The following is an 18,364-nucleotide window of genomic DNA, read 5'->3' on the forward strand; positions in this document are numbered from 1 at the left end:
GCCGCTAGCCCTTGACGTCCAGCACGATCCGGCTCGGACCGGTGAGCGTGAAGTCCTTGGAGGGCTTGGCGCCCTTGCCGTCCGCGAGCTTCACGGCGACTTGCAGCTGCCCCTCGAAGGCGCACGAGATCGTCGCGCGGTCGATCGCGCCGCCGCCGGGTCCCGGGATGCTGTTCGGGCCCTTGTAGGCCGGATTGCCGTTGTCGTCGAACAGCGCGATCGGCTCGACCTTCACCACGAGGTACTCGCCGGCATCGCCCACGGCGGCCCCGGATCCGCAGTCCTGGATGGGACCGGACTGCCGGACCACGGTGTACTTGGGCACCGCCGTGGTGAACTGCAGGACGAGACGATCGGCATCGTCGCTGCGGCCGGTCCGCAGGTCCGAGAGCATCGTCGGACCCGAGGCCGGGGCGGCACCGCCGGCGGGCGCGCCGCCGGCCGCCGGGGCCTGGGGTGCCGCGGTCACCGTCGCCGTCACCGGAGCACCGGTCACGCCCGCCGCCGCCGGACTGGCGGCGGCGCTGGACGTCGACGGTGCCGCTTCCTTCTTCGTCTCGTTGCCGCAGGCGACCAGCGTGCCGCCGAGCGCCAGCACCGTGGCCGTCACCGCGGCCGCGGTCTTGAGATCACCAAGAGTGGATTTGCTAAACGTCATACATGCGACATTACGGACGCGCCGGACCCCCGGCACGACTCGTTATGTAATTGCAATGTATTTATGTGATGAGATTTCCTGATCTTTCAGCGGAGCAGCTGGCGGCTCATCACGAGGCGCTGCACCTGGTTGGTGCCCTCGTAGATCTGGGTGATCTTCGCGTCGCGCATCATGCGCTCCACCGGGAAGTCACGGGTGTAGCCGGCGCCGCCGAGCAGCTGCACGGCGTCGGTGGTCACGTCCATCGCGACATCGGAGGCGAAGCACTTCGACGCGGAGCTGATGAAGCCCAGGTTCTTCTCGCCGCGCTCGGCGCGGGCGGCGGCGGTGTACACCATGAGGCGGGCGGCCTCGAGGCGCATCGCCATATCGGCCACCATGAACTGGATGCCCTGGAACTCGGAGATCGACTTGCCGAACTGCTTGCGATCCTTGATGTAGTCGATCGCCACGTCGAGCGCGCCCTGCGCGATGCCCACGGCCTGCGCGCCGATGGTGGGGCGGGTGTGGTCGAGGGTCTGCAGCGCGGTCTTGAAGCCGGTGCCCTCGGCACCGATGATCCGGTCGCCGGGGATGCGGCACTCCTCGAAGGCCAGCTCGGCGGTGGGGCTGCCCTTGATGCCCAGCTTGTGCTCGTAGCCGGTCACGGAGAAGCCGGGGTCGTCCTTGTTGACGATGAAGGAGCTGATGCCGTTGGCGCCCTTCTCGGGGTCGGTCACGGCCATCACGGTGTACCAGGTGGACTTGCCACCGTTGGTGATCCAGCACTTGGAGCCGTTGAGGACCCAGTCCTCGCCGTCCTTGCGGGCGCGGGTGCGCATCGACGCGGCGTCGGAGCCGGCCTCGCGCTCGGAGAGGGCGTAGGAGGCCATGGCCTCACCGTTGGCGAGCGAGGGCAGCACCTGCTGCTTGAGCTCCTCGGAGCCGTTGAGGATCAGGCCCATGGTGCCCAGCTTGTTCACGGCGGGGATCAGCGAGGAGCTGCCGCAGACGCGGGCGACCTCTTCGATCACGATGCAGGTGGCCACGGAATCGGCGCCCTGGCCGCCGTACTCCTCGGGCACGTGGATGGCGTTGAAACCGCTGGCGACGAGGGCGTCGAGGGCCTCCTGCGGGAAGCGCTCCTTCTCGTCGACGTCCTTGGCGTGCGGCGCGATATCGCGCTCCGCCAGCGCCCGGATCGCCGTGCGCAGCTCCTCGTGCTCTTCGGGGAGCTGGAACAGATCGAAGTCGGGATTGCCTGCCATTGACGGCCTCCATCAGCAAGTACGGGTCGTTTCCGCTGATCATTCTATCCGGGCCGGTGCGGGGGTCAGTTAGTCGCCCGTAACTAGAGAAGCGCCTTTCCGTTGTTCCCGGGAACAACGTGCGGTCCGATGCCCGATTCGTCGCGATGGTGCGGACGCGATTCCGCTATTCGTTAGCTACGATCGCTATCTGACATTCACGGAAGGGCTGGTGATGGCCGGAAGCCGAGGGCGACGCGGAGCACAGGGCTGCTCCCCCAGCGACGTCGACGCCGCTCTCAACGGGCTGCTCGCGGTGAGCAGCGCCGATGAGGCGCGCACCCTGCCCGGGCTGGTCGCAGCCGCGGCCCGGATGCGGGAGCGCCCGCTCTCCATCGAGTTCGACGAGGACCTCCCCGCCGGGGTCTTCGGCTGGTGGCTGGCGAAGGCGGACGACGACGTGATCGTGGTCCCGCCGGGGCTGCCCTCGCAGGCGCACACGATCGCGCACGAGCTGGGCCATGTGCTGCTCGGCCACCGCGGCGGGTCGGACCTGACCGAGTTGCTCGGGAGCGACCGGCCCTCGGCCGAGGTCGTGAACTTCATGCTGTGCCGGGAGTCCGACCAGGGTGCGGTGGCCGAGGAGGCGGCGGCGGAGATGTTCGCCCGGCGCCTGCTGAGCAGGCTGCGGCGGACGCAGCGCGTCGCCGACCCGCGGTCCGCCATTCTGCTGAGCGATTTCCTGAGGTAGGTCATGTTCTCGATGGTTTTCGCCACCGTCCTGTGGGCGGTGGGGGCGCAACGGTTCTGGCGACTGTCCACGGGGCGGTACTCCCCGGTCGTGCTGGGCCAGGCGATCCTGTACTGGGGATTCGCCGCACACGTGACCCTGAACATCCCCGCGGTCGAGGCGGCCCTGCACGGGGTGATCGGCAACGGCACGGTGCCGATGAAGTTCGCCTCCGACGGTGCCGCCGCGATGGGTGCCGCGATCGTGGCCTCGGCGGCGGTTCCGGCGTTCGTCGGGCAGTCGCGGCGGTGGATCGCGATCCATGTCGGCCTCGCCACCGCCGGATTCCTCGGAGCGACGGCGCTCTTCTTCGCCGCGCGGCCGCGGCTTCCGGTGCTCGACGACGCGATCTTCGAGCGGGTCGCGGTGCGGCAGGGTGGCCCGTACGGCCTGTCGTACGCGGTGTCCGAGATCTATCCGTTCCTCGCGGCTTTCGCGATCTTCCTGGTGTTCGTGCCGCTGCTCAAAATGGTGCGCTCGCCGCGCGACTACGGCGTGATCCTCCTCTGCGTCGGCGCCGGGGTGAGCACCGTGTACGCGGCCCTGCGCGGCGGCTACGCGCTGGCGGCGCCGTACCTGCACGGCGACGCCCAGGTGGTCTACGACATCACCCCGATCCTGGCCTACGTGGGTGCGCTGGGGCTGCTGAGTGGCGTGATCTATTCGACGGTGTACGACTGGATCCGGGCCACCGGCGCGCGGCGGCGGATCGGCGGGCTGCACGACTACCTCGTGGCGCTGTGGCCGGGTGTGCAGCGGGATTCGTGGAAGCGCGCCACCCGGATCGAGCAGGTCGAGGACCGCTCGGTGGAGGTGCTGGACGCGCTGTACATGGAGGGGCGCTCGCGCGGGATCCCGGCGGCCGGCCCGCGCCGCACCCCGGGTGAGGTGGCCGCGTGGCTGGCGGCCTCCGGCTCCGAGGCGATGTCGATCGACGCGCTCGCGGCACCGGAGGGGACCGACGCGCTGGACTGGGTGGAGAGCATCGCCGACGAATGGAGTGTGCAGTGACGGACGGTACGGTGGCGCAGCCGGATTCATCGGTGCGGTTCGCGAAGGCGATCACGGAGATCGGTGCGCCGTGGGTGTCGAACATCCTGGGCAGCATCGCCGTCGGCGTACTCGCTCGGTCGGTCGTCTGGGGCGTCGTGCTGGTGCTGCTCACGGCGATCCTGCCGATGGCACTGATCTTCGCGGCGATGAAGGTGCGCGGCGGTGGCGATCACCACGTCTCCGATCGGTCGCAGCGCCCACTGATCCTGTTGCTGATCCTGCTGATTCAGATCGTCGGCGTGGTCGTGGAGGTCGCGGTCGGGGCGCCCACGGTGGTGGTCGCGTTCACCGTGGTCGGCGTGGTCACGCTGGTGGTGACCGGCGTGATCACGGCGGCGCTGAAGTGGAAGGTGAGCCTGCACGTGGCGGTCGCGACCAGTATCGTCGCCTTCCTGGCGCTCGCCGACGGGTCCTGGCTGTGGCTCCTGCTGTTCGCGTGGGTGGTGCTGATCGGCTGGTCGCGGGTGAAGCTGGGCGCCCACACGCCGATGCAGGTGCTGGTCGGCTTCGTCTGCGGTCTGGTCTCGGCCGCGGCGGCACTGCCGATCCTGTGATGCGCTAGGAGCCGGTGGTCCACTCCGCGTAGCGGCGGTACGGGTCGTAGCGGCGGGCGGCGATGCCGGGGTTCCCGGAATCGCGCACCGCGGCACCGGCGATGATGTCGGACCGGATCTCTTCGCTGAGTTCGTCGTCCGCGAAGTAGTCCAGGGGAACGTGGAAGAATCCGGCGAGCTCCAGGAGCACGCCGAGCCCGGGGTTCGATCGCTTGCCGGACATCAGCTGGCTGAGATGACCGGTGGTCATGGAGCCGCCCTCGCGACGGATCGCGTCCACCACCTCGGTGGGGGTGAAGGGTTCGCGGCCGCGCGGGTAGACGTATTCGAAGAGGAACCTCAGCCGCTCCGAGAGCGGCCTCGATGACGACGGTGTCTCGCTCATGCCGGCCCTCCCCTCGTGGCTTCTCACCGGATGCGTGTAGCGAGTCTACAGAGTGCCGGTGTTGTCGATCGTGGAGCCCACGCCGGGGACCTCGGTAGATCTCTCTCGCAACTTGCTGTAGCGTGCTGACCGGACGGACGTTACCCACTCGAAAGACATGGGTCGGCCCTGCCGCACCCCTGCGGGGCCGGGGTTCGTCCGCTGCATCGACGTCCGCGGCCGCGGCGGCCCGTTTGCCGGAATGGGGCGAACGGTTCGCCGCGGTCGCGCGTCTCTGCCGGCGCGACTAGGCCGTCGTCACGGCCGCACCGTCGGCCTCCATACGCCCCATCCGGCACTGTAGAAACAGTGTTCGAATAGTGTTGCTTTCTCGAATCTTTCGGTACAATCGAAGGAGAAGGGAGGCGGCGATGAACGCGATAATCCGCACGTCGGAGGGATACCTCGCCGCGCTCGCCGCTTTCGAACACGCCGCCGATGCCCTGGCCGATGCCGATCCGGTTCTGCTGTCGTCACCCGAGGTGCTCGGCGGGCTGCGCCGGTTGGAGGCCGCCGCCCGGAAGGTACCGGCCGCACAGCACGCGCTCACGCAGGTCGCGCACGAGCAGGGCCTGCCCGGCAGCCTCGGCTACACCGGGATGAAGGAATTGCTGACCGATCAGCTGCGGCTCGCCGGAACCGAAGCGCGAGACCGTGTTCACGGCGCGAGGAACCGGGCGGTCGAGCACCTCCCGTCCGGGGTGGCTGCGCCGCGATTCGCGGTGGCGGCGGCCGCGCAGCGTGAGGGCGCGATCAGCGAACGGCACGCCCTGGCCGTCGAGCAGGTCTTCCGCCACTGCCCGCCGAGTCTTTCCGAGCCGGAGGTCTTGGAGGACATCCTCGTCACCGCGGCGCGGGAGGTCACGCCGGAGGAGGTCGCGAAGATCGGGAGGCGGGCCGTCGAACTGCTCGATCCCGATGGCGCCGAGCCTAATCCGGAGAAGGCGCGCCGCTCGCGCGGACTGGAGATCGGCCGGCAGGACGCGAATCTGATGTCCGAGTTCGGCGGCAGCCTGTCGGCCGAGGGGCGGGCTCTGCTCGATGCGGTGCTCGACAAGCTCGCCCGGCCGGGCGTGAACAATCCCGACGATCCGGAGTGCCCGGGTGAGGGTGCCTCGGCCGAGGCGCTCGCCGATGCAGCGGAACGGGATCGACGGTCCGCGGCCCAGCGCAATCACGACGCGCTCGTGGCGGCGCTGCGGATCGCCGTCGGGTCGGGAGCACTCGGGCAGCACCGTGGCGTGCTGTGCGTCCCGATCATCACGATGGGGATCGATCAGTTGGAGTCGGAGACCGGGATCGCCACCACCGCGACCGGCGGCCGGCTCCCGATCGCCGACGCGGTGCGCATGGCCGGTACGAACCCGCGCTACTTCCTGCTGTTGGATCTCGCGGAGCGGCCGCTGTTCCTCGGCCGGGAGAAGCGGCTCGCCAGTACAGATCAGCGGATCGCGTTGTACGGCAGTGAGGAGGGCTGCTCCGCCCCCGGGTGTGATGCGCCCGCTACCCGCACCCAGGTGCATCACGTGACGGAGTGGGCGGGCGGCGGGCGTACCGACATCACCGGGCTGACCCTGGCCTGCGATGCCCACCACAGCAAGGTCACTCCGACGCCGACCGGGATGGAGACCATCGTGGTGCCCACCGGCGAGTTCGCTGGCCGCATCGGCTGGCGCCGCCGGGCGGACGCCTCGGGTGGCCACCGCGTCAATCACTCCCACCACGCCGCGGAGCTGTATCGGGAGGCGCTGGAGCGCTGGCAGCGCCGCCGGGAAGAGATGCGGCGGACCTGGCGCGCGGAGGATCTGCGGGTCCAGTACCAGGACCGCATCGGGTCGGCCTACGCCGATATCGACGCCCTGCTCGACGGTCCGCACGGTCCGCCCCTGCTCGAAGCGCTTCTCGCCGAACACGATGCCGAGGATGCGTGGCGATCGCCGGCGCCCGACGGCCTCCGCCCCGCGGCCTGACGGGGAGTTGCGCTGCGCCCAGCAGGTGTGCGGTCGACAATGCGTGCATGACGTTCACGATCTCGGTCGGTAGTGCGCGGGTGGATCAGGTGACGGAGCTGGAGCGGTGGGCGTTTCCACCGGCCGGCCTGTTCCCGGCGATCCCGGACGGGGTGGCGGCGCAGGCGCAGGGTGAGTTCGGCGACGGTTCCATCGATCCGGACAACGGCGATCTGCTGCTCGCGATCCACACCTACGTCATCCGCCTCGGCGACACGGTGATCATCGCCGATACCGGCAACGGGAACCACAAGCAGCGGCCGAATCTGCTGCCGCACCACATGTTCGATACCGACTTCCTCGATCGTCTCGCCGCAGTGGGCGTCACCCCGGATGAGGTCGACATCGTGATCAGCACCCACCTGCACCCCGATCACTGCGGCTGGAACACGCGCCTGCAGGACGGGCAGTGGGTGCCGACATTCCCGTACGCCACCTACCTGTTCGCGCAGTCGGACCTCGACGCCCTCGCCGAGCTCGCCGACACCAGCGACCTCGACGGTGTGGAGGCCGATCTCGCCCGCACCTATCTCGACAGCGTCGGTCCGGTGCTCCGCGAGGGCCACTGGCGCGCCGTGACCGACGGTGAGGCGATCGCCGCATACGACGGCACCGAGGTGGTCGTGCTCGCGATGCCCGGCCACACCCACGGACACCTCGCCGTCGAGATCACCAGCCCACAGGGCGGCGCCATCATCTCCGGCGATGCGATCCATCACCCCATCCAGCTGCTCCACCCCGACCTCGTTCAGGGCGGCGATGCGGACCCGCACGCGGCGCGGACCACCCGCGATGCCCTGCTCCGCCGGTGCGCAACGGAAGACCTGCTCCTCCTGCCCGCGCACTTCACCGAGCAGGCACCCTTCCGCGTGACGCTCGAGAACGATCGGCCGCAGGTCAGCGCGGTAGCCGACTGAAGCTGCGGTGCACCACACCGCTCATCGGGCTCGCCACCGACTCCACGGTGAACCGCTCCTGCACGCCCTCGAGTCCGTCCCACAGCCGCTCGCCCCGGCCCAGCACGATCGGCACCTCCACCAGGTGCATGTGATCGATGAGGTCGGCGGCGAGGAACTCGCGCACCGTCGCCACTCCTCCGCCGATCCGCACATCCAAACCGTCGGCGGCCTCGCGGGCCTGCGCCAACGCCTCGGCGGGCGTGGCGTCGAGGAAGCGGAAGACGGTGCCGTCGCCCATCTCGATGGACGGCCGCGGATGATGGGTGAGCACGAAGACGGGCGTCTTGAAGGGCGTCTCCTCGCCCCACCAGCCGCGCCACGACTCGTCCTCCCACGGTCCGCGCTGGGGGCCGAACTTGTTGCGGCCCATGATCTCGGCGCCGATTCCATCGCCCCAGGCGGAGGCGAAGGCATCGTCCACACCGAGGGCGGCGGGTTCGAGGCCGTGGATCGCGGCGCCCATCCGGGTGCCGAAGAACCAGTTCAGCAACGATCCGCCGGCGTGGCCGAACGGAGCCTCCTGGGTCTGGCCTTCGCCCGCGCCGAAGCCGTCGAGCGAGATCGAGAAGTTGTGTACGCGCACCTGTCCGGTCACGGACTCAGGCTAGTCGCGTTCAGTCCTCCAGGAGCTTCTTCCGCAGGGCGGCGTCCTTCTCCAGCACCATCTTCTCCAGGCCGTCCTGGAAGGCGACCATCCGCTGCTGCAACGAGGGATCGGCGGAACCGAGGATCCGCACTGCCAACAGCCCCGCGTTGCGGGCGCCACCGACGGACACCGTCGCGACCGGAATCCCGGCGGGCATCTGGACGATCGACAGCAGCGAGTCCATGCCGTCGAGGTACTTCAGCGGCACGGGCACGCCGATCACCGGCAAGGGCGTCGCGGAGGCGACCATGCCGGGCAGGTGTGCGGCACCGCCGGCACCGGCGATGATCACCTCGATGCCCCGACCCGCAGCCGACGACGCGTAATCGAGCATCCGCTGCGGCGTGCGATGCGCCGAGACCACGCCCACCTCGAACCGCACCCCGAACTCGGCCAGCGCCTCGGCGGCGGCCTCCATCACGGGCCAGTCCGAATCACTGCCCATGATCAGCCCGACCCTGGGGCCGGCCGATCGGGCGCCAGCAGTCTCAGCCATGCACACTCCATCCATCGGTCCACTCCGCGGTCGCCATCCAGTGCGCCGCGCGTTCCGCCCGCTCCCGCAGCTCCGCCACGTAATCGGGATCGTTCCGGTCACCGTCGAACCCGCCGACGATGTTGATGTGCCCCACCTTGCGGTCGGGCCGGAATTCCTTGCCGTACATGTGCACGTGCGCCTCGGGCATCCGCGCCATGAGGTGATGCAGCCGCTCGTCCACACTCATCTCGGGATTCACCGAGGCCCCCAGCACGTTCGCCATCACCGTGAGCGGCGCGGTCGCGGCGGTGCCGCCCAGCGGGTAATCGAGCACGGCCCGCAGGTGCTGCTCGAACTGGCTGGTGACGCAGCCGTTCATCGACCAGTGGCCGGAGTTGTGCGGCCGCATCGCCAGCTCGTTCACCAACAGCTCGCCCGACGGTGTCTGGAACAGCTCCACGGCCATCACACCCACCACGCCCAGCTCGTTCGCCAACCGCAGCGCGAGCGATTCGGCGAAGGCGGCGTCTTCGTCGGACAGGTTCGGCGCCGGGGCCAGCACCACGGCGCACTGCCCGTTCCGCTGCACCGTCTCCACCACGGGCCAGGCCGCGCCCTGCCCGAAGGGCGACCGCGCGACCATCGCCGACAGCTCCCGCGCCAACTCCACCCGCTGCTCCGCCAGCAGCGAGACCCCGGCCTCCAACTGCGCGGCAGCCACGGCGAGCGCCTCGTCGAGCGTGTCCGGCAGCCACACGCCCCGCCCGTCGTACCCGCCGCGCACGGCCTTGAGCACCACGGCGCCGGGGAACCGCTCCCAGAAGTCGCGCACATCGTCGACCGACTCGATCTCCGCGTAGCCCGGCACCGGGGCACCCAGCTCGGCGAGACGGCGGCGCATGGCCAGCTTGTCCTGCGCGTACAGCAGCGCCTGCGGCGGCGGGTTCACGGTGACGCCCTCGGCCTGTAGCGCCAGCAGATGCTCGGTGGGCACGCCCTCGTGATCGAAGGTGAGCACGTGCGCGCCGGTGGCGACGCGGCGCAGGTCGTCGAGCACATCGTGATCGCCGAGCACCACATCGGGGGCCACCTGGGGCGCGGGCTCGTCGGGCGAAGCGGCGAGAACCCGCAGGCTCTGGCCCAGCGCCACGGCCGCCTGATGCGTCATCCGGGCGAGCTGTCCGCCGCCCACCATCGCCACCACGGGCCTGCGTGCACCAACCATGGGTCCATAATCGCAGGCCGCCGGGCGCGCGCCGCGCTGGACCGCCCCCTTCACGACCTGGTCACACTCCCAAAGGTATGCTCAGTAGTTCCGCTAGACTGGCCGTCGTGGCTTTCATCGAGTCGATCATGGATCGCACCCCGGCACCCCTGCGCGGACTTGTCATGCAGCATCACGAGCTGATCAAGTTCGCGATCGTCGGTGCCACCACGTGCGTTTTCGACCTCGCGATCTACTACGCCCTCGTCTTCACCGTGCTGGACGAGAAGCCCACCGTCGCGAAGATCTTCTCCGGCGTCTGCGCCGTGATCCTCTCCTACATCCTCAATCGCGAGTGGAGCTTCAAGAACCGTGGCGGCCGCGAGCGGCACCACGAGGCGCTGCTGTTCTTCGTGATCTCGGGCATCGGCGTGCTCATCATGGCCGCCCCCATCTTCATCGCGAACAACGTCTTCAACCTGCGCGCCACCGATTCCAAGACCACGTTGATCGTGCTCGACTTCGTGCTCAACTACATCGTGGGCAACCTGCTGCAGATGGCCTTCCGGTTCTGGGCCCTGCGCCGCTGGGCCTTCCCCGAGGACATGAGCAACGCCCCCGAGCAGGAGTCCATCCCGGCGGACCCGCAGGACGCCGAGCGGGACGCCGCCGCAGAGCGGTAGCAGCCGGCCCCGCCGGCTGGAATCCCCGTGCGCCTGCGCATCCTCCGCTCCACCATCGCCGTGGTGGCAGTCACGGTCCTGTTCCTGGGCGTGCCGCTCATGGTCTCCACCTGGCTGTGGCTGGGTGACTCCGCCCGCACCGACCTCCAGCACCGCGTCCAGCGCGCTTCCTCGGACGTGCTCGCGCAGGAACAGTCCGGTCGCGTCGGAGCGCCACCCGCAGACCGACTCCGGCTGCTGGTTCCCGAGGGCGGCCGGCTCGTGCTCAGCTACAGCGACGCCGACGGCGAACCCCTCGAATTCGCGATCGGCGATCGGGTCGCGGACCCCATGGTCGAAAGCCTGAACCTCGGCGAGGCCGGCACGCTCCGCATCGAGAAGCCCATGTCGCAGGTCCGGTCCCAGCAGTACCAGGCACTCACCATCGAGGCGGTCGTGATCGCGCTCGCCCTCACGGCCGGCTTCGTGGTGGCCGCGATCACCGCCAGCCGCATCGCCGACCCGGTCCAGGAGGTCGCCGACCGCGCCCAGCGCCTCGCCCGGGGCGATTTCCGGCCCGATCCGCGCAGGCACGGCGTCGAGGAACTCGACCGGGTGCTCGACGTGCTGGACGCCGCCACCGTGGAGATCGCCGACCGGCTGCAACGCGAGCGGCAGATCGTGGGCGAGGTCTCGCACCAACTGCGCAGCCGGCTCACCGCGGTGCACATCCGGCTCGACGAGCTGACCCTGCACGCCGACCCCGATGTGGTCACCGAGGCCCAGGCCGCGCTCGATCAGGTCGATCGGCTCACCGCCTCCGTCACCGAGATGGTCGAGGCCTCGCGTTCGGTCTCGCATCCGCGCACCGAGGTCGACGTCCGCGGCGAGCTGGAACCGCTCGTCGCGGATCTGGCACCGTCCTTCGCGCTCGCCGGGCGCCGGCTGGAGCTGGCCGACCGCGCCGACGGTCCGCTGATCGCGTGGGCCACGGCGGCCCGGCTGCGCGAGGCCGCGGCGGTGCTCATCGACAACGCGCTCGAACACGGCACCGGCACGGCCACGGTCACCCTCGGCACGGCCGGGGCGCACACGGTGCTGGTGACGGTGGCCGACGAGGGCTCGGCCATCGCGGACGCCGACGCGCAACGGATCTTCCGTCGCGGCGTCTCGGGCGGCGACGGGACCGGGGTGGGCCTGGCACTGGCCCGCGCCTTCATCGAGGGCGACGGTGGCCGCCTGCAACTGCAGAGCCGCCGCCCCACCACCTTCGCGATCTTCCTGCCCACCGTCGATCCCGACGAGCCGCCCGCCGCTCCCCCGCGGGAACCGGAACCCCGCTGAGCTGCTGAACTACTCCGGTCGCACTACTCCGCGTCGAAGCGGAAACCCACACCGCGCACGGTGACGATGCGCCGCGGACCGTGCGGCCCGGTGTCGTCGCCGATCTTCCGGCGCAACCAGGAGATGTGCATGTCCAGGGTCTTCGACCCGCGCAGGTCGGAATCGCCCCACACATCGGCGAGGATCGCCTCCCGGGAGAGCAGCTCGCCCGCGTGCTCCATGAGGAACCGCAGCAGCTCGAACTCCTTGTTGGCCAGGGACACGTCGGCCCCGTCGACGGTGACCCGCCGGGCCTTGGCGTCGAGCCGGATACCCCCGGCGTCGAGCACATCGACCGCATCGGCGACGGGGGCGCTGCGCCGCAGCAGGGCGCGGGTGCGGGCCATCAGCTCGAACATCCGGAAGGGCTTGCCCACGTAATCGTCGGCGCCGGCATCCAGACCCACCACGAAATCCATCTCGTCGGTGCGGGCGGTCAGCATGAGCACCGCCACCTCGGGGCGCGCGGCGCGCACCTCGCGGCACACCTCCAACCCATCGACCTCGGGCAGCCCGAGGTCGAGGATGAGGAGTGCGAACTCCTCGTCGAGGGCGCGGCGCAAGGCATCGGTGCCGGTCGCGGCCACAGTCACGTCGTATCCCTCGCGGGTGAGCGCGCGCGCCAGCGGCGACGCGATCGCCTCATCGTCCTCGGCCAGCAGAACCCGTGTGGTCATGACCGCCCAGGTTACTCCGCCCGCCACCGTTCGCCGCGGCGGTCGTACTCGGCGGAGCCCTGATCGGCGGCATCGTCGAGCGCGTCCACCAGCAGCGCGTGCACCGCGGCGATCCGCGGAACGTCGGGGAAGTCGAGCGGATCGTCGCCCGCGGACTCCACGGTGAGCACGCCCGAGCGCAGCATCCGGTCGACCAGCCGCTGGTGGTACTGCACGGAATTGATGCGCCGCAACGGGATGTCGATGCCGCGACGGCGCAGGAGGCCCGCGCGGAACATGATCCGCAGGTCCGTCACCACCAGGTGGGTGGCCCGGCGCACGGCCCAGGGGCGCACCGTCCACCACCCCACGACGGCCGCCCACACCGCCACGATGGCCAGCGTCAGCCAGCCCGCGGTCTGGCCGGAGACGTTCGACCGGGTCACCAGGCCGCCCGCGACGCCGGCGAGCGCGGAGGCCAGGAACAGCACCAGCACCGGCGTGATCATCCGCTTGGCGTGCGGACGGGTGTGCAGCAGCACCTGCTCGTCGTCGACGAGCACCTTGTCCGGGAAGCCCATGCGCGCAGCCTAGGTGTCGGTCCGGGCGGGCCGCAGATGCGTCACATCGCCGGCCGAGAGCACGTGCCGCTGCCCGGCGTCGTCGGCCACCACGATCCGGCCCTCCACGTCCACGTCGACGGCGGTGCCGGTGAGCACCTCGTCACCCGGGAGCGAGACGGTCACCCGCTGCCCGACGGTGACGCACACGTCCAGGTAGTCGGTGCGCGCGGCGGCGGGATCGCCGGCCCACGTGGTCAGTCCCGCGTCCAGGTGGCGCAGGTAGGCGACGGCGAGCGCGGTGCGGTCCGGGTCGACCGCACCGGCCAGTTCGAGCGACGTGGCGGTCTCGACCGGCACATCGGCGGCGGCGAGCGTGGTGTTGAGTCCGGTGCCGATCACGGCGACGAGCCCGCCGTGCGGATCGGTCGCGAGCTCGGAGAGGATGCCGGCGGTCTTCCCGCCGCGCCTGCCCGGTTCGGGGGTCAGCAGCACGTCGTTCGGCCACTTCAGCCCGGCCTGCAGCCCCGTCACCTCGCGCACCGCGCGGACGGCGGCGACCCCGGTCACCAGCGACAGCCAGCCTGCGCGCGGGGCGGCCGCGGCGGGCACGGCCACCGTGACGGAGATGGAGAGCTGGGTGCCGGCGGGTGCCGACCACGGGCGCAGGTGCCGGCCGCGGCCGGCGGTCTGGACGTCGGCGATGAGCACGCGCCCGGGCTCGTCGCCCGCGCGCACCCCGTCGGCCAGGTCGGCGTTGGTCGAACCGGTGCTGGCCACCACGGCCACGTCGTACCAGCGCGTGCCGCGCACGGCCGCGGCGATCGCCGCCTGATCGGGGAGCATCGGGGCCCTCTCCTTCACCCGGGCAGGATCACGTGTGTCGGCCACTGGGGCGACCCTGCAGTTCGACACCGACTCTATTGGTTAGAGTCGGGGGTATGACGAGTGCCTCCACCACCGACGGCGCAGCCGGCGGCAGCGACGCCGCTGGCGCCGAGCCCAGCATCCACACCACCGCTGGCAAGCTGGCCGACTTCCGTAAGCGCGATGCGCAGGCCCTGGCCCCCATGGGTCAGGCCGCGATCGACCGCGTGCACGAGAAGGGCCGGCTCACGGCCCGCGAGCGCGTCCTGGCGCTGCTCGACGAGGGCTCCTTCGTCGAGCTCGACAAGCTGGCGCAGCACCGCTCCACCAACTTCGGCATGGGCGCCAAGCGTCCGGTCGGCGACGGCGTGGTGGCCGGCTACGGCACCATCGACGGCCGCGAGGTGTGCGTCTTCAGCCAGGATTCCACCGTCTTCGGCGGCTCGCTCGGCGAGGTCTACGGCGACAAGATCGTCAAGGTCATGGACCTGGCCACCAAGACCGGCCGCCCGCTGGTCGGCATCATCGACGGTGCCGGTGCCCGCATCCAGGAGGGCGTGGTCTCCCTCGCGCTGTACTCGAAGATCTTCTTCCGCAACACCCAGGCCTCGGGCGTCATCCCGCAGATCTCGGTGATCATGGGCGCGGCCGCCGGCGGCCACGTGTACTCCCCCGCGCTCACCGACTTCGTGGTCATGGTCGACCACGAGAGCCAGATGTTCATCACCGGCCCGGACGTGATCAAGTCCGTGACCGGCGAGGAGGTCACCAAGGAGGAGCTGGGCGGCGCCCAGACCCACATGAGCAAGTCGGGCACCGCGCACTACGTGGCGTCCGGCGAGCAGGACGCGCTCGATTACGTCCGCGAGCTGATGACCTACCTGCCGTCGAACAACCGCACCGAGGCGCCGCGCTTCGTGCCCACCGATCCGCTCACCGGGTCGATCGAGGAGTCGGTGAACGACGAAGACCGCGAACTGGATTCGCTGATCCCGGACTCGCCGAACCAGCCCTACGACATGCACGAGGTGATCCGTCGCCTGCTCGACGACGACGAGTTCCTCGAGATCCAGCCGCAGCGCGCGATGAACATCATCAACGGCTTCGGCCGCATCGACGGCCGCAGCGTGGGCATCGTGGCCAACCAGCCCACCCAACTGGCCGGCTGCCTGGACATCGACGCCTCGGAGAAGGCCGCGCGCTTCGTGCGCTTCTGCGACGCCTTCAACATCCCCATCATCACCCTGGTCGACGTGCCCGGCTTCCTGCCCGGCACCGGCCAGGAGTACGACGGCATCATCCGCCGCGGCGCGAAGCTGCTGTACGCCTACGGCGAGGCCACCGTCCCGAAGATCACCGTGGTCACCCGCAAGGCCTACGGCGGCGCGTACTGCGTGATGGGCAGCAAGGACATGGGCGCCGATATCAACCTGGCGTGGCCCACCGCCCAGTTCGCCGTGATGGGCGCCTCGGGCGCCGTCGGCTTCGTGTACCGCAAGGAGCTCGCGGAGGCGGCCGAGAAGGGTGAGGACGTCGAGGCCCTGCGTCTGAAGCTCCAGGAGGAGTACGAGGACACCCTGGTGAACCCGTACGTCGCCGCCGAGCGCGGCTACGTGGACGCGGTGATCCCGCCCTCGCAGACGCGCGGCCAGATCGTCACGGCGCTCAACATGCTCGAGCGCAAGGTGGCCATCACGCTGCCCAAGAAGCACGGGAACATCCCGCTGTGAGCGCCGCCGAGAAGCCGGTGGAGGCCACCAAGGTTCCCGAGGCCGAGGCGGAGAAGCTGCGCGCCGCGATCCGGTTCGAGAAGGGCAACCCCTCGGCCGCCGATGTCGCCGCGATCGTCACGGTGCTCGCCGCCGCGTCGAGCTCTGCGCCGCAGGCCGGCGCTCCGCTGAACTCCCTGTGGGGCAACAACAAGGAACGGATGCGCCCGCAGTACTTCAACGGGCCCAACGCCTTCACCAGCCAGACCCCCGTCTTTTGGACCAAGGGCTCGTAACCGGCCCGGTCGGGCTGGTCCTCGCGTCGGCGTCGCCGGCGCGGCTCGGTGTGCTCCGCGCCGCCGGGGTCGAGCCCACGGTGATCGTCTCGCAGGTCGACGAGGACGCGATCCTCGCCGACCTCGGAAGCACTGTGCCGCACGAGGATGCGGTCACCGCGCTGGCCCGCGCCAAGGCGCACGACGTGGCCGCCCGTCTCGTCGGCGAGCCCTCGCAGCGCGGGCGCACCTCGGTGGTGATCGGCTGCGACTCGATGCTCTCCATCGACGGCGCCCTGGTCGGTAAGCCGCACACGCCCGCGGTCGCGCGGGAGCGCTGGCACGCGATGCGGGGCCGCTCCGGGCGGTTGCTCACCGGGCACTGCGCGCTGCTCCTGGTCGACGGTGCGCTCGCCCACGAGGCCGTCGGGACGGGCGATACGGTGCTGCGCTTCGGCGCACCGTCGGACGCCGAGATCGACGCCTACGTCGCGACCGGCGAGCCCCTGGAGGTGGCGGGCGCCTTCACTCTGGACGGCCTCGGCGGCTGGTTCATCGACGGGATCGACGGCGACCCGAGTTCGGTGATCGGCATTTCATTGCCATTGATGCGAAGCCTGCTCTGCGATCTCGGCGGCGATGTGGTCTCGCTGTGGGCGGGATCGCCGCGCACAACCTGAGCTGCGGGTGTCCGACGTCACATTCTCGGCGTGTTCTGCGCGTAAGCATTGCGTTAACTCCACGGAAGCGGAACGTTTCCCCAGCTCGGAACCCATGGCAACTCGCGAGTAACAAAACACCGTTCAGTCAGCGAAGTTTCACCGAACCCAGCACGCGCGCCGGTTAACGCAACCCCGGTCAAGGGTGCAACACAGTGACGATCGACACCACTCCTTCGGCTCGCGAAGGGAATGGACAGGCCTTTAGCGTTCATGGCGAACCAGGTAACCGCCCACAGGTAGGAACCGCGCATGAACGCAACGCTTCGCCCGCTCGCACTCTCCGAGCGCGGTTTCGTGGGCCCGTACCCGACCACGGTCGCCTTCGAGCTCACGCTGCGCGGCGATCTGGATCTGGCCGCCCTCAGCGATGCGCTCACCGCGCTGCGCGGCACTCACCCCGCCCTCGACGCCGCCGTGGTCGCCGACGGCGCGGACTTCGCCTTCGTCGTGCCCGCGGAGGCGACCGGTGCGGCGCTCACGGTGGACCGGGTGGACACCCTCCCGGAGATCGCGGTGCCGCCGCTGGTCGACCCGGGGGTGGCCCTGGGCCGGCTGCACGTGGTGACCGCGGGCGACCGGCACCGGGTCTCGCTCGCGATCAACCACGCGCTGGGCGACGGCACCTACCTGTTCACCCTGTTCTCGCAACTGTTCGCGCACTACACCGCCCTGGTCCGCACCGGCGGCCTCGATGCGGCCCGCCCGCAGGAGTTCCCGTCCTCGGCGCAGGAGATCCTGCGTGAGGTCGCCACCGTCGCCGATACCGGACGCGAGCGGCTCGACGGCATCCGCTGGTACGGCGCGGCTCCCACGCTGGACGCCGACGGTGCGCCGGCCGCGCCGCGCCTGCCCGAGGTGGCCTCGCTCCGCTTCTCCGAGGACGTGACCGCCGGTTTCGCGGCCGCGGCCAGCGGCGTGGGCATGAACGCACTGCTCTCCGGTGTGCTGCTGTGTGCCGAGCGGGTCGGATTCCTCGACGCCGATCCGGCGGAGTCGATCCGGATCGGCGCGATGACCCTGGCCGATATGCGACGCCGGATCCAGCCGGCGCTAGCGGCCACCGCGGTCACCAACTTCGTCGGGGCGTCCTTCGCCGCGCCCGAGCTGACCGCCCTCGCCGATCCGATCGCCGTGGGCGCCGCGATCGCCGACACCGTGCGCGCCGATGTCGCCGCGGGACGCAGCCTGGCCGTGCTCGCCGCACCCGCTCCCCCCGGCCCCGCGGAGCCGCCCGTGGTGCTCAGCAACCTCGGCGCCCTCGCCCTGGACCTTCCCGACACCGTGGAGGCCGAGCACCTGCGCCCGCTCATGTCGATGGATTCCGCCGGACTGCACGGCCCCGCCGGGCAACGGCGACCATCGCCCTCGGCCACGATCTTCCAGGCCTCCACCTTCCAGGGCCGCCTGGGCATCGAGGCGATCACGCTGGGCGGCACCGCCTCCCCCGCCGCGCGGTCCGCGGTCGCCGACCGGATCGCCGCCCTCGTCCACGCCGCCGCCCGCCTCGCCCCCGCGGCCTGACCGGATCG

At 70.4% G+C, this 18,364-nt stretch carries 20 protein-coding genes; 11 read left to right on the forward strand and 9 right to left on the reverse strand.

Annotated elements, in window-relative coordinates; translation table 11 throughout:
* Positions 1–4: 4 nt before the first annotated feature.
* Both TTY48_RS03945 and TTY48_RS03950 read right to left on the reverse strand, forming a co-directional pair.
* On the reverse strand, positions 5–658 hold the full coding sequence (locus tag TTY48_RS03945) for a hypothetical protein (RefSeq protein WP_220656262.1): 654 nt from the start codon (positions 656–658) through the stop codon (positions 5–7).
* Positions 659–744: 86 nt separating this feature from the next.
* Positions 745–1,905 carry an acyl-CoA dehydrogenase gene (locus TTY48_RS03950; RefSeq protein ID WP_220656263.1) on the reverse strand — a complete coding sequence of 387 codons (1,161 nt, stop codon included), beginning with the start codon at positions 1,903–1,905 and terminating at the stop codon, positions 745–747.
* A gap of 214 nt (positions 1,906–2,119) precedes the next feature.
* Between TTY48_RS03950 and TTY48_RS03955 the strand changes: the two genes are divergently transcribed.
* Genes TTY48_RS03955 through TTY48_RS03965 form a run of 3 tightly spaced genes read left to right on the forward strand, consistent with a single transcriptional unit; the run spans position 2,120 to position 4,281 of the window.
* Complete coding sequence (locus TTY48_RS03955) at positions 2,120–2,635, forward strand: hypothetical protein (RefSeq protein ID WP_220656264.1); 516 nt, start codon at positions 2,120–2,122, stop codon at positions 2,633–2,635.
* A gap of 3 nt (positions 2,636–2,638) precedes the next feature.
* Positions 2,639–3,685, forward strand: coding sequence for a hypothetical protein (locus TTY48_RS03960; protein WP_220656265.1), 1,047 nt, complete (start codon positions 2,639–2,641; stop codon positions 3,683–3,685).
* A complete protein-coding gene (locus TTY48_RS03965; RefSeq protein WP_220656266.1) occupies positions 3,682–4,281 on the forward strand; it encodes a phosphatase PAP2 family protein in 600 nt (199 codons plus the stop codon). Before TTY48_RS03960 ends, TTY48_RS03965 begins: the two co-directional genes overlap by 4 nt.
* 4 nt (positions 4,282–4,285) lie before the next feature.
* Here the strand turns inward: TTY48_RS03965 and TTY48_RS03970 are convergent, their stop codons facing one another.
* Positions 4,286–4,666, reverse strand: coding sequence for a helix-turn-helix domain-containing protein (locus TTY48_RS03970; RefSeq protein WP_220656267.1), 381 nt, complete (start codon positions 4,664–4,666; stop codon positions 4,286–4,288).
* Positions 4,667–5,076: 410 nt separating this feature from the next.
* On the opposite strand from TTY48_RS03970, the gene TTY48_RS03975 reads away from it, so the two are divergent.
* Complete coding sequence (locus tag TTY48_RS03975) at positions 5,077–6,675, forward strand: HNH endonuclease signature motif containing protein (RefSeq protein ID WP_220656268.1); 1,599 nt, start codon at positions 5,077–5,079, stop codon at positions 6,673–6,675.
* 47 nt (positions 6,676–6,722) lie between these two features.
* On the forward strand, positions 6,723–7,631 hold the full coding sequence (locus TTY48_RS03980; RefSeq protein WP_220656269.1) for an MBL fold metallo-hydrolase: 909 nt from the start codon (positions 6,723–6,725) through the stop codon (positions 7,629–7,631).
* On the opposite strand, the gene TTY48_RS03985 is transcribed toward TTY48_RS03980, so the two are convergent.
* From TTY48_RS03985 to TTY48_RS03995, 3 genes are read right to left on the reverse strand one after another with little or no spacing between them, the layout of a single operon-like run.
* On the reverse strand, positions 7,612–8,268 hold the full coding sequence (locus tag TTY48_RS03985; RefSeq protein WP_220656270.1) for a dihydrofolate reductase family protein: 657 nt from the start codon (positions 8,266–8,268) through the stop codon (positions 7,612–7,614). The genes TTY48_RS03980 and TTY48_RS03985 overlap by 20 nt on opposite strands.
* Positions 8,269–8,287: 19 nt before the next feature.
* Positions 8,288–8,815 (reverse strand): 5-(carboxyamino)imidazole ribonucleotide mutase, encoded by a 528-nt coding sequence (purE, locus tag TTY48_RS03990; protein ID WP_220656271.1) that lies wholly within the window; start codon positions 8,813–8,815, stop codon positions 8,288–8,290.
* Entirely contained in the window at positions 8,808–10,022 is a 1,215-nt protein-coding gene (locus TTY48_RS03995) for a 5-(carboxyamino)imidazole ribonucleotide synthase (protein WP_220656272.1), read from the reverse strand. The genes purE and TTY48_RS03995 overlap by 8 nt, the downstream gene beginning before the upstream one ends.
* 107 nt (positions 10,023–10,129) lie before the next feature.
* Here TTY48_RS03995 and TTY48_RS04000 point away from each other — a divergent pair, with 107 nt between their 5' ends.
* Both TTY48_RS04000 and TTY48_RS04005 read left to right on the forward strand, forming a co-directional pair.
* A complete protein-coding gene (locus TTY48_RS04000) occupies positions 10,130–10,684 on the forward strand; it encodes a GtrA family protein (RefSeq protein ID WP_220656273.1) in 555 nt (184 codons plus the stop codon).
* A 27-nt stretch (positions 10,685–10,711) separates the two neighbouring features.
* Entirely contained in the window at positions 10,712–12,007 is a 1,296-nt protein-coding gene (locus tag TTY48_RS04005) for a HAMP domain-containing sensor histidine kinase (protein ID WP_220656274.1), read from the forward strand.
* Positions 12,008–12,030: 23 nt separating this feature from the next.
* On the opposite strand, the gene TTY48_RS04010 is transcribed toward TTY48_RS04005, so the two are convergent.
* Genes TTY48_RS04010 through TTY48_RS04020 form a run of 3 tightly spaced genes read right to left on the reverse strand, consistent with a single transcriptional unit; the run spans position 12,031 to position 14,126 of the window.
* Entirely contained in the window at positions 12,031–12,723 is a 693-nt protein-coding gene (locus TTY48_RS04010; protein ID WP_220656275.1) for a response regulator transcription factor, read from the reverse strand.
* Between the two features lie 11 nt (positions 12,724–12,734).
* Complete coding sequence (locus tag TTY48_RS04015; RefSeq protein WP_220656276.1) at positions 12,735–13,283, reverse strand: PH domain-containing protein; 549 nt, start codon at positions 13,281–13,283, stop codon at positions 12,735–12,737.
* A 9-nt stretch (positions 13,284–13,292) separates the two neighbouring features.
* Positions 13,293–14,126 carry a biotin--[acetyl-CoA-carboxylase] ligase gene (locus TTY48_RS04020; protein WP_308443052.1) on the reverse strand — a complete coding sequence of 278 codons (834 nt, stop codon included), beginning with the start codon at positions 14,124–14,126 and terminating at the stop codon, positions 13,293–13,295.
* 77 nt (positions 14,127–14,203) lie between these two features.
* Between TTY48_RS04020 and TTY48_RS04025 the strand changes: the two genes are divergently transcribed.
* From TTY48_RS04025 to TTY48_RS04040, 4 genes are all read left to right on the forward strand, one after another.
* Positions 14,204–15,859, forward strand: a complete 1,656-nt coding sequence (locus TTY48_RS04025; RefSeq protein WP_220656277.1) for an acyl-CoA carboxylase subunit beta — start codon at positions 14,204–14,206, stop codon at positions 15,857–15,859.
* Positions 15,856–16,134 carry an acyl-CoA carboxylase subunit epsilon gene (locus tag TTY48_RS04030; protein ID WP_220656278.1) on the forward strand — a complete coding sequence of 93 codons (279 nt, stop codon included), beginning with the start codon at positions 15,856–15,858 and terminating at the stop codon, positions 16,132–16,134. The genes TTY48_RS04025 and TTY48_RS04030 overlap by 4 nt, the downstream gene beginning before the upstream one ends.
* Positions 16,135–16,148: 14 nt before the next feature.
* Positions 16,149–16,793 carry a nucleoside triphosphate pyrophosphatase gene (locus TTY48_RS04035; protein ID WP_220658440.1) on the forward strand — a complete coding sequence of 215 codons (645 nt, stop codon included), beginning with the start codon at positions 16,149–16,151 and terminating at the stop codon, positions 16,791–16,793.
* A gap of 291 nt (positions 16,794–17,084) precedes the next feature.
* Positions 17,085–18,356 carry a hypothetical protein gene (locus TTY48_RS04040; RefSeq protein WP_220656279.1) on the forward strand — a complete coding sequence of 424 codons (1,272 nt, stop codon included), beginning with the start codon at positions 17,085–17,087 and terminating at the stop codon, positions 18,354–18,356.
* Positions 18,357–18,364: the final 8 nt, after the last annotated feature.

The sequence above is a fragment of the Tsukamurella sp. TY48 genome (assembly GCF_019656655.1).
Lineage (GTDB): Bacteria > Actinomycetota > Actinomycetes > Mycobacteriales > Mycobacteriaceae > Tsukamurella > Tsukamurella strandjordii.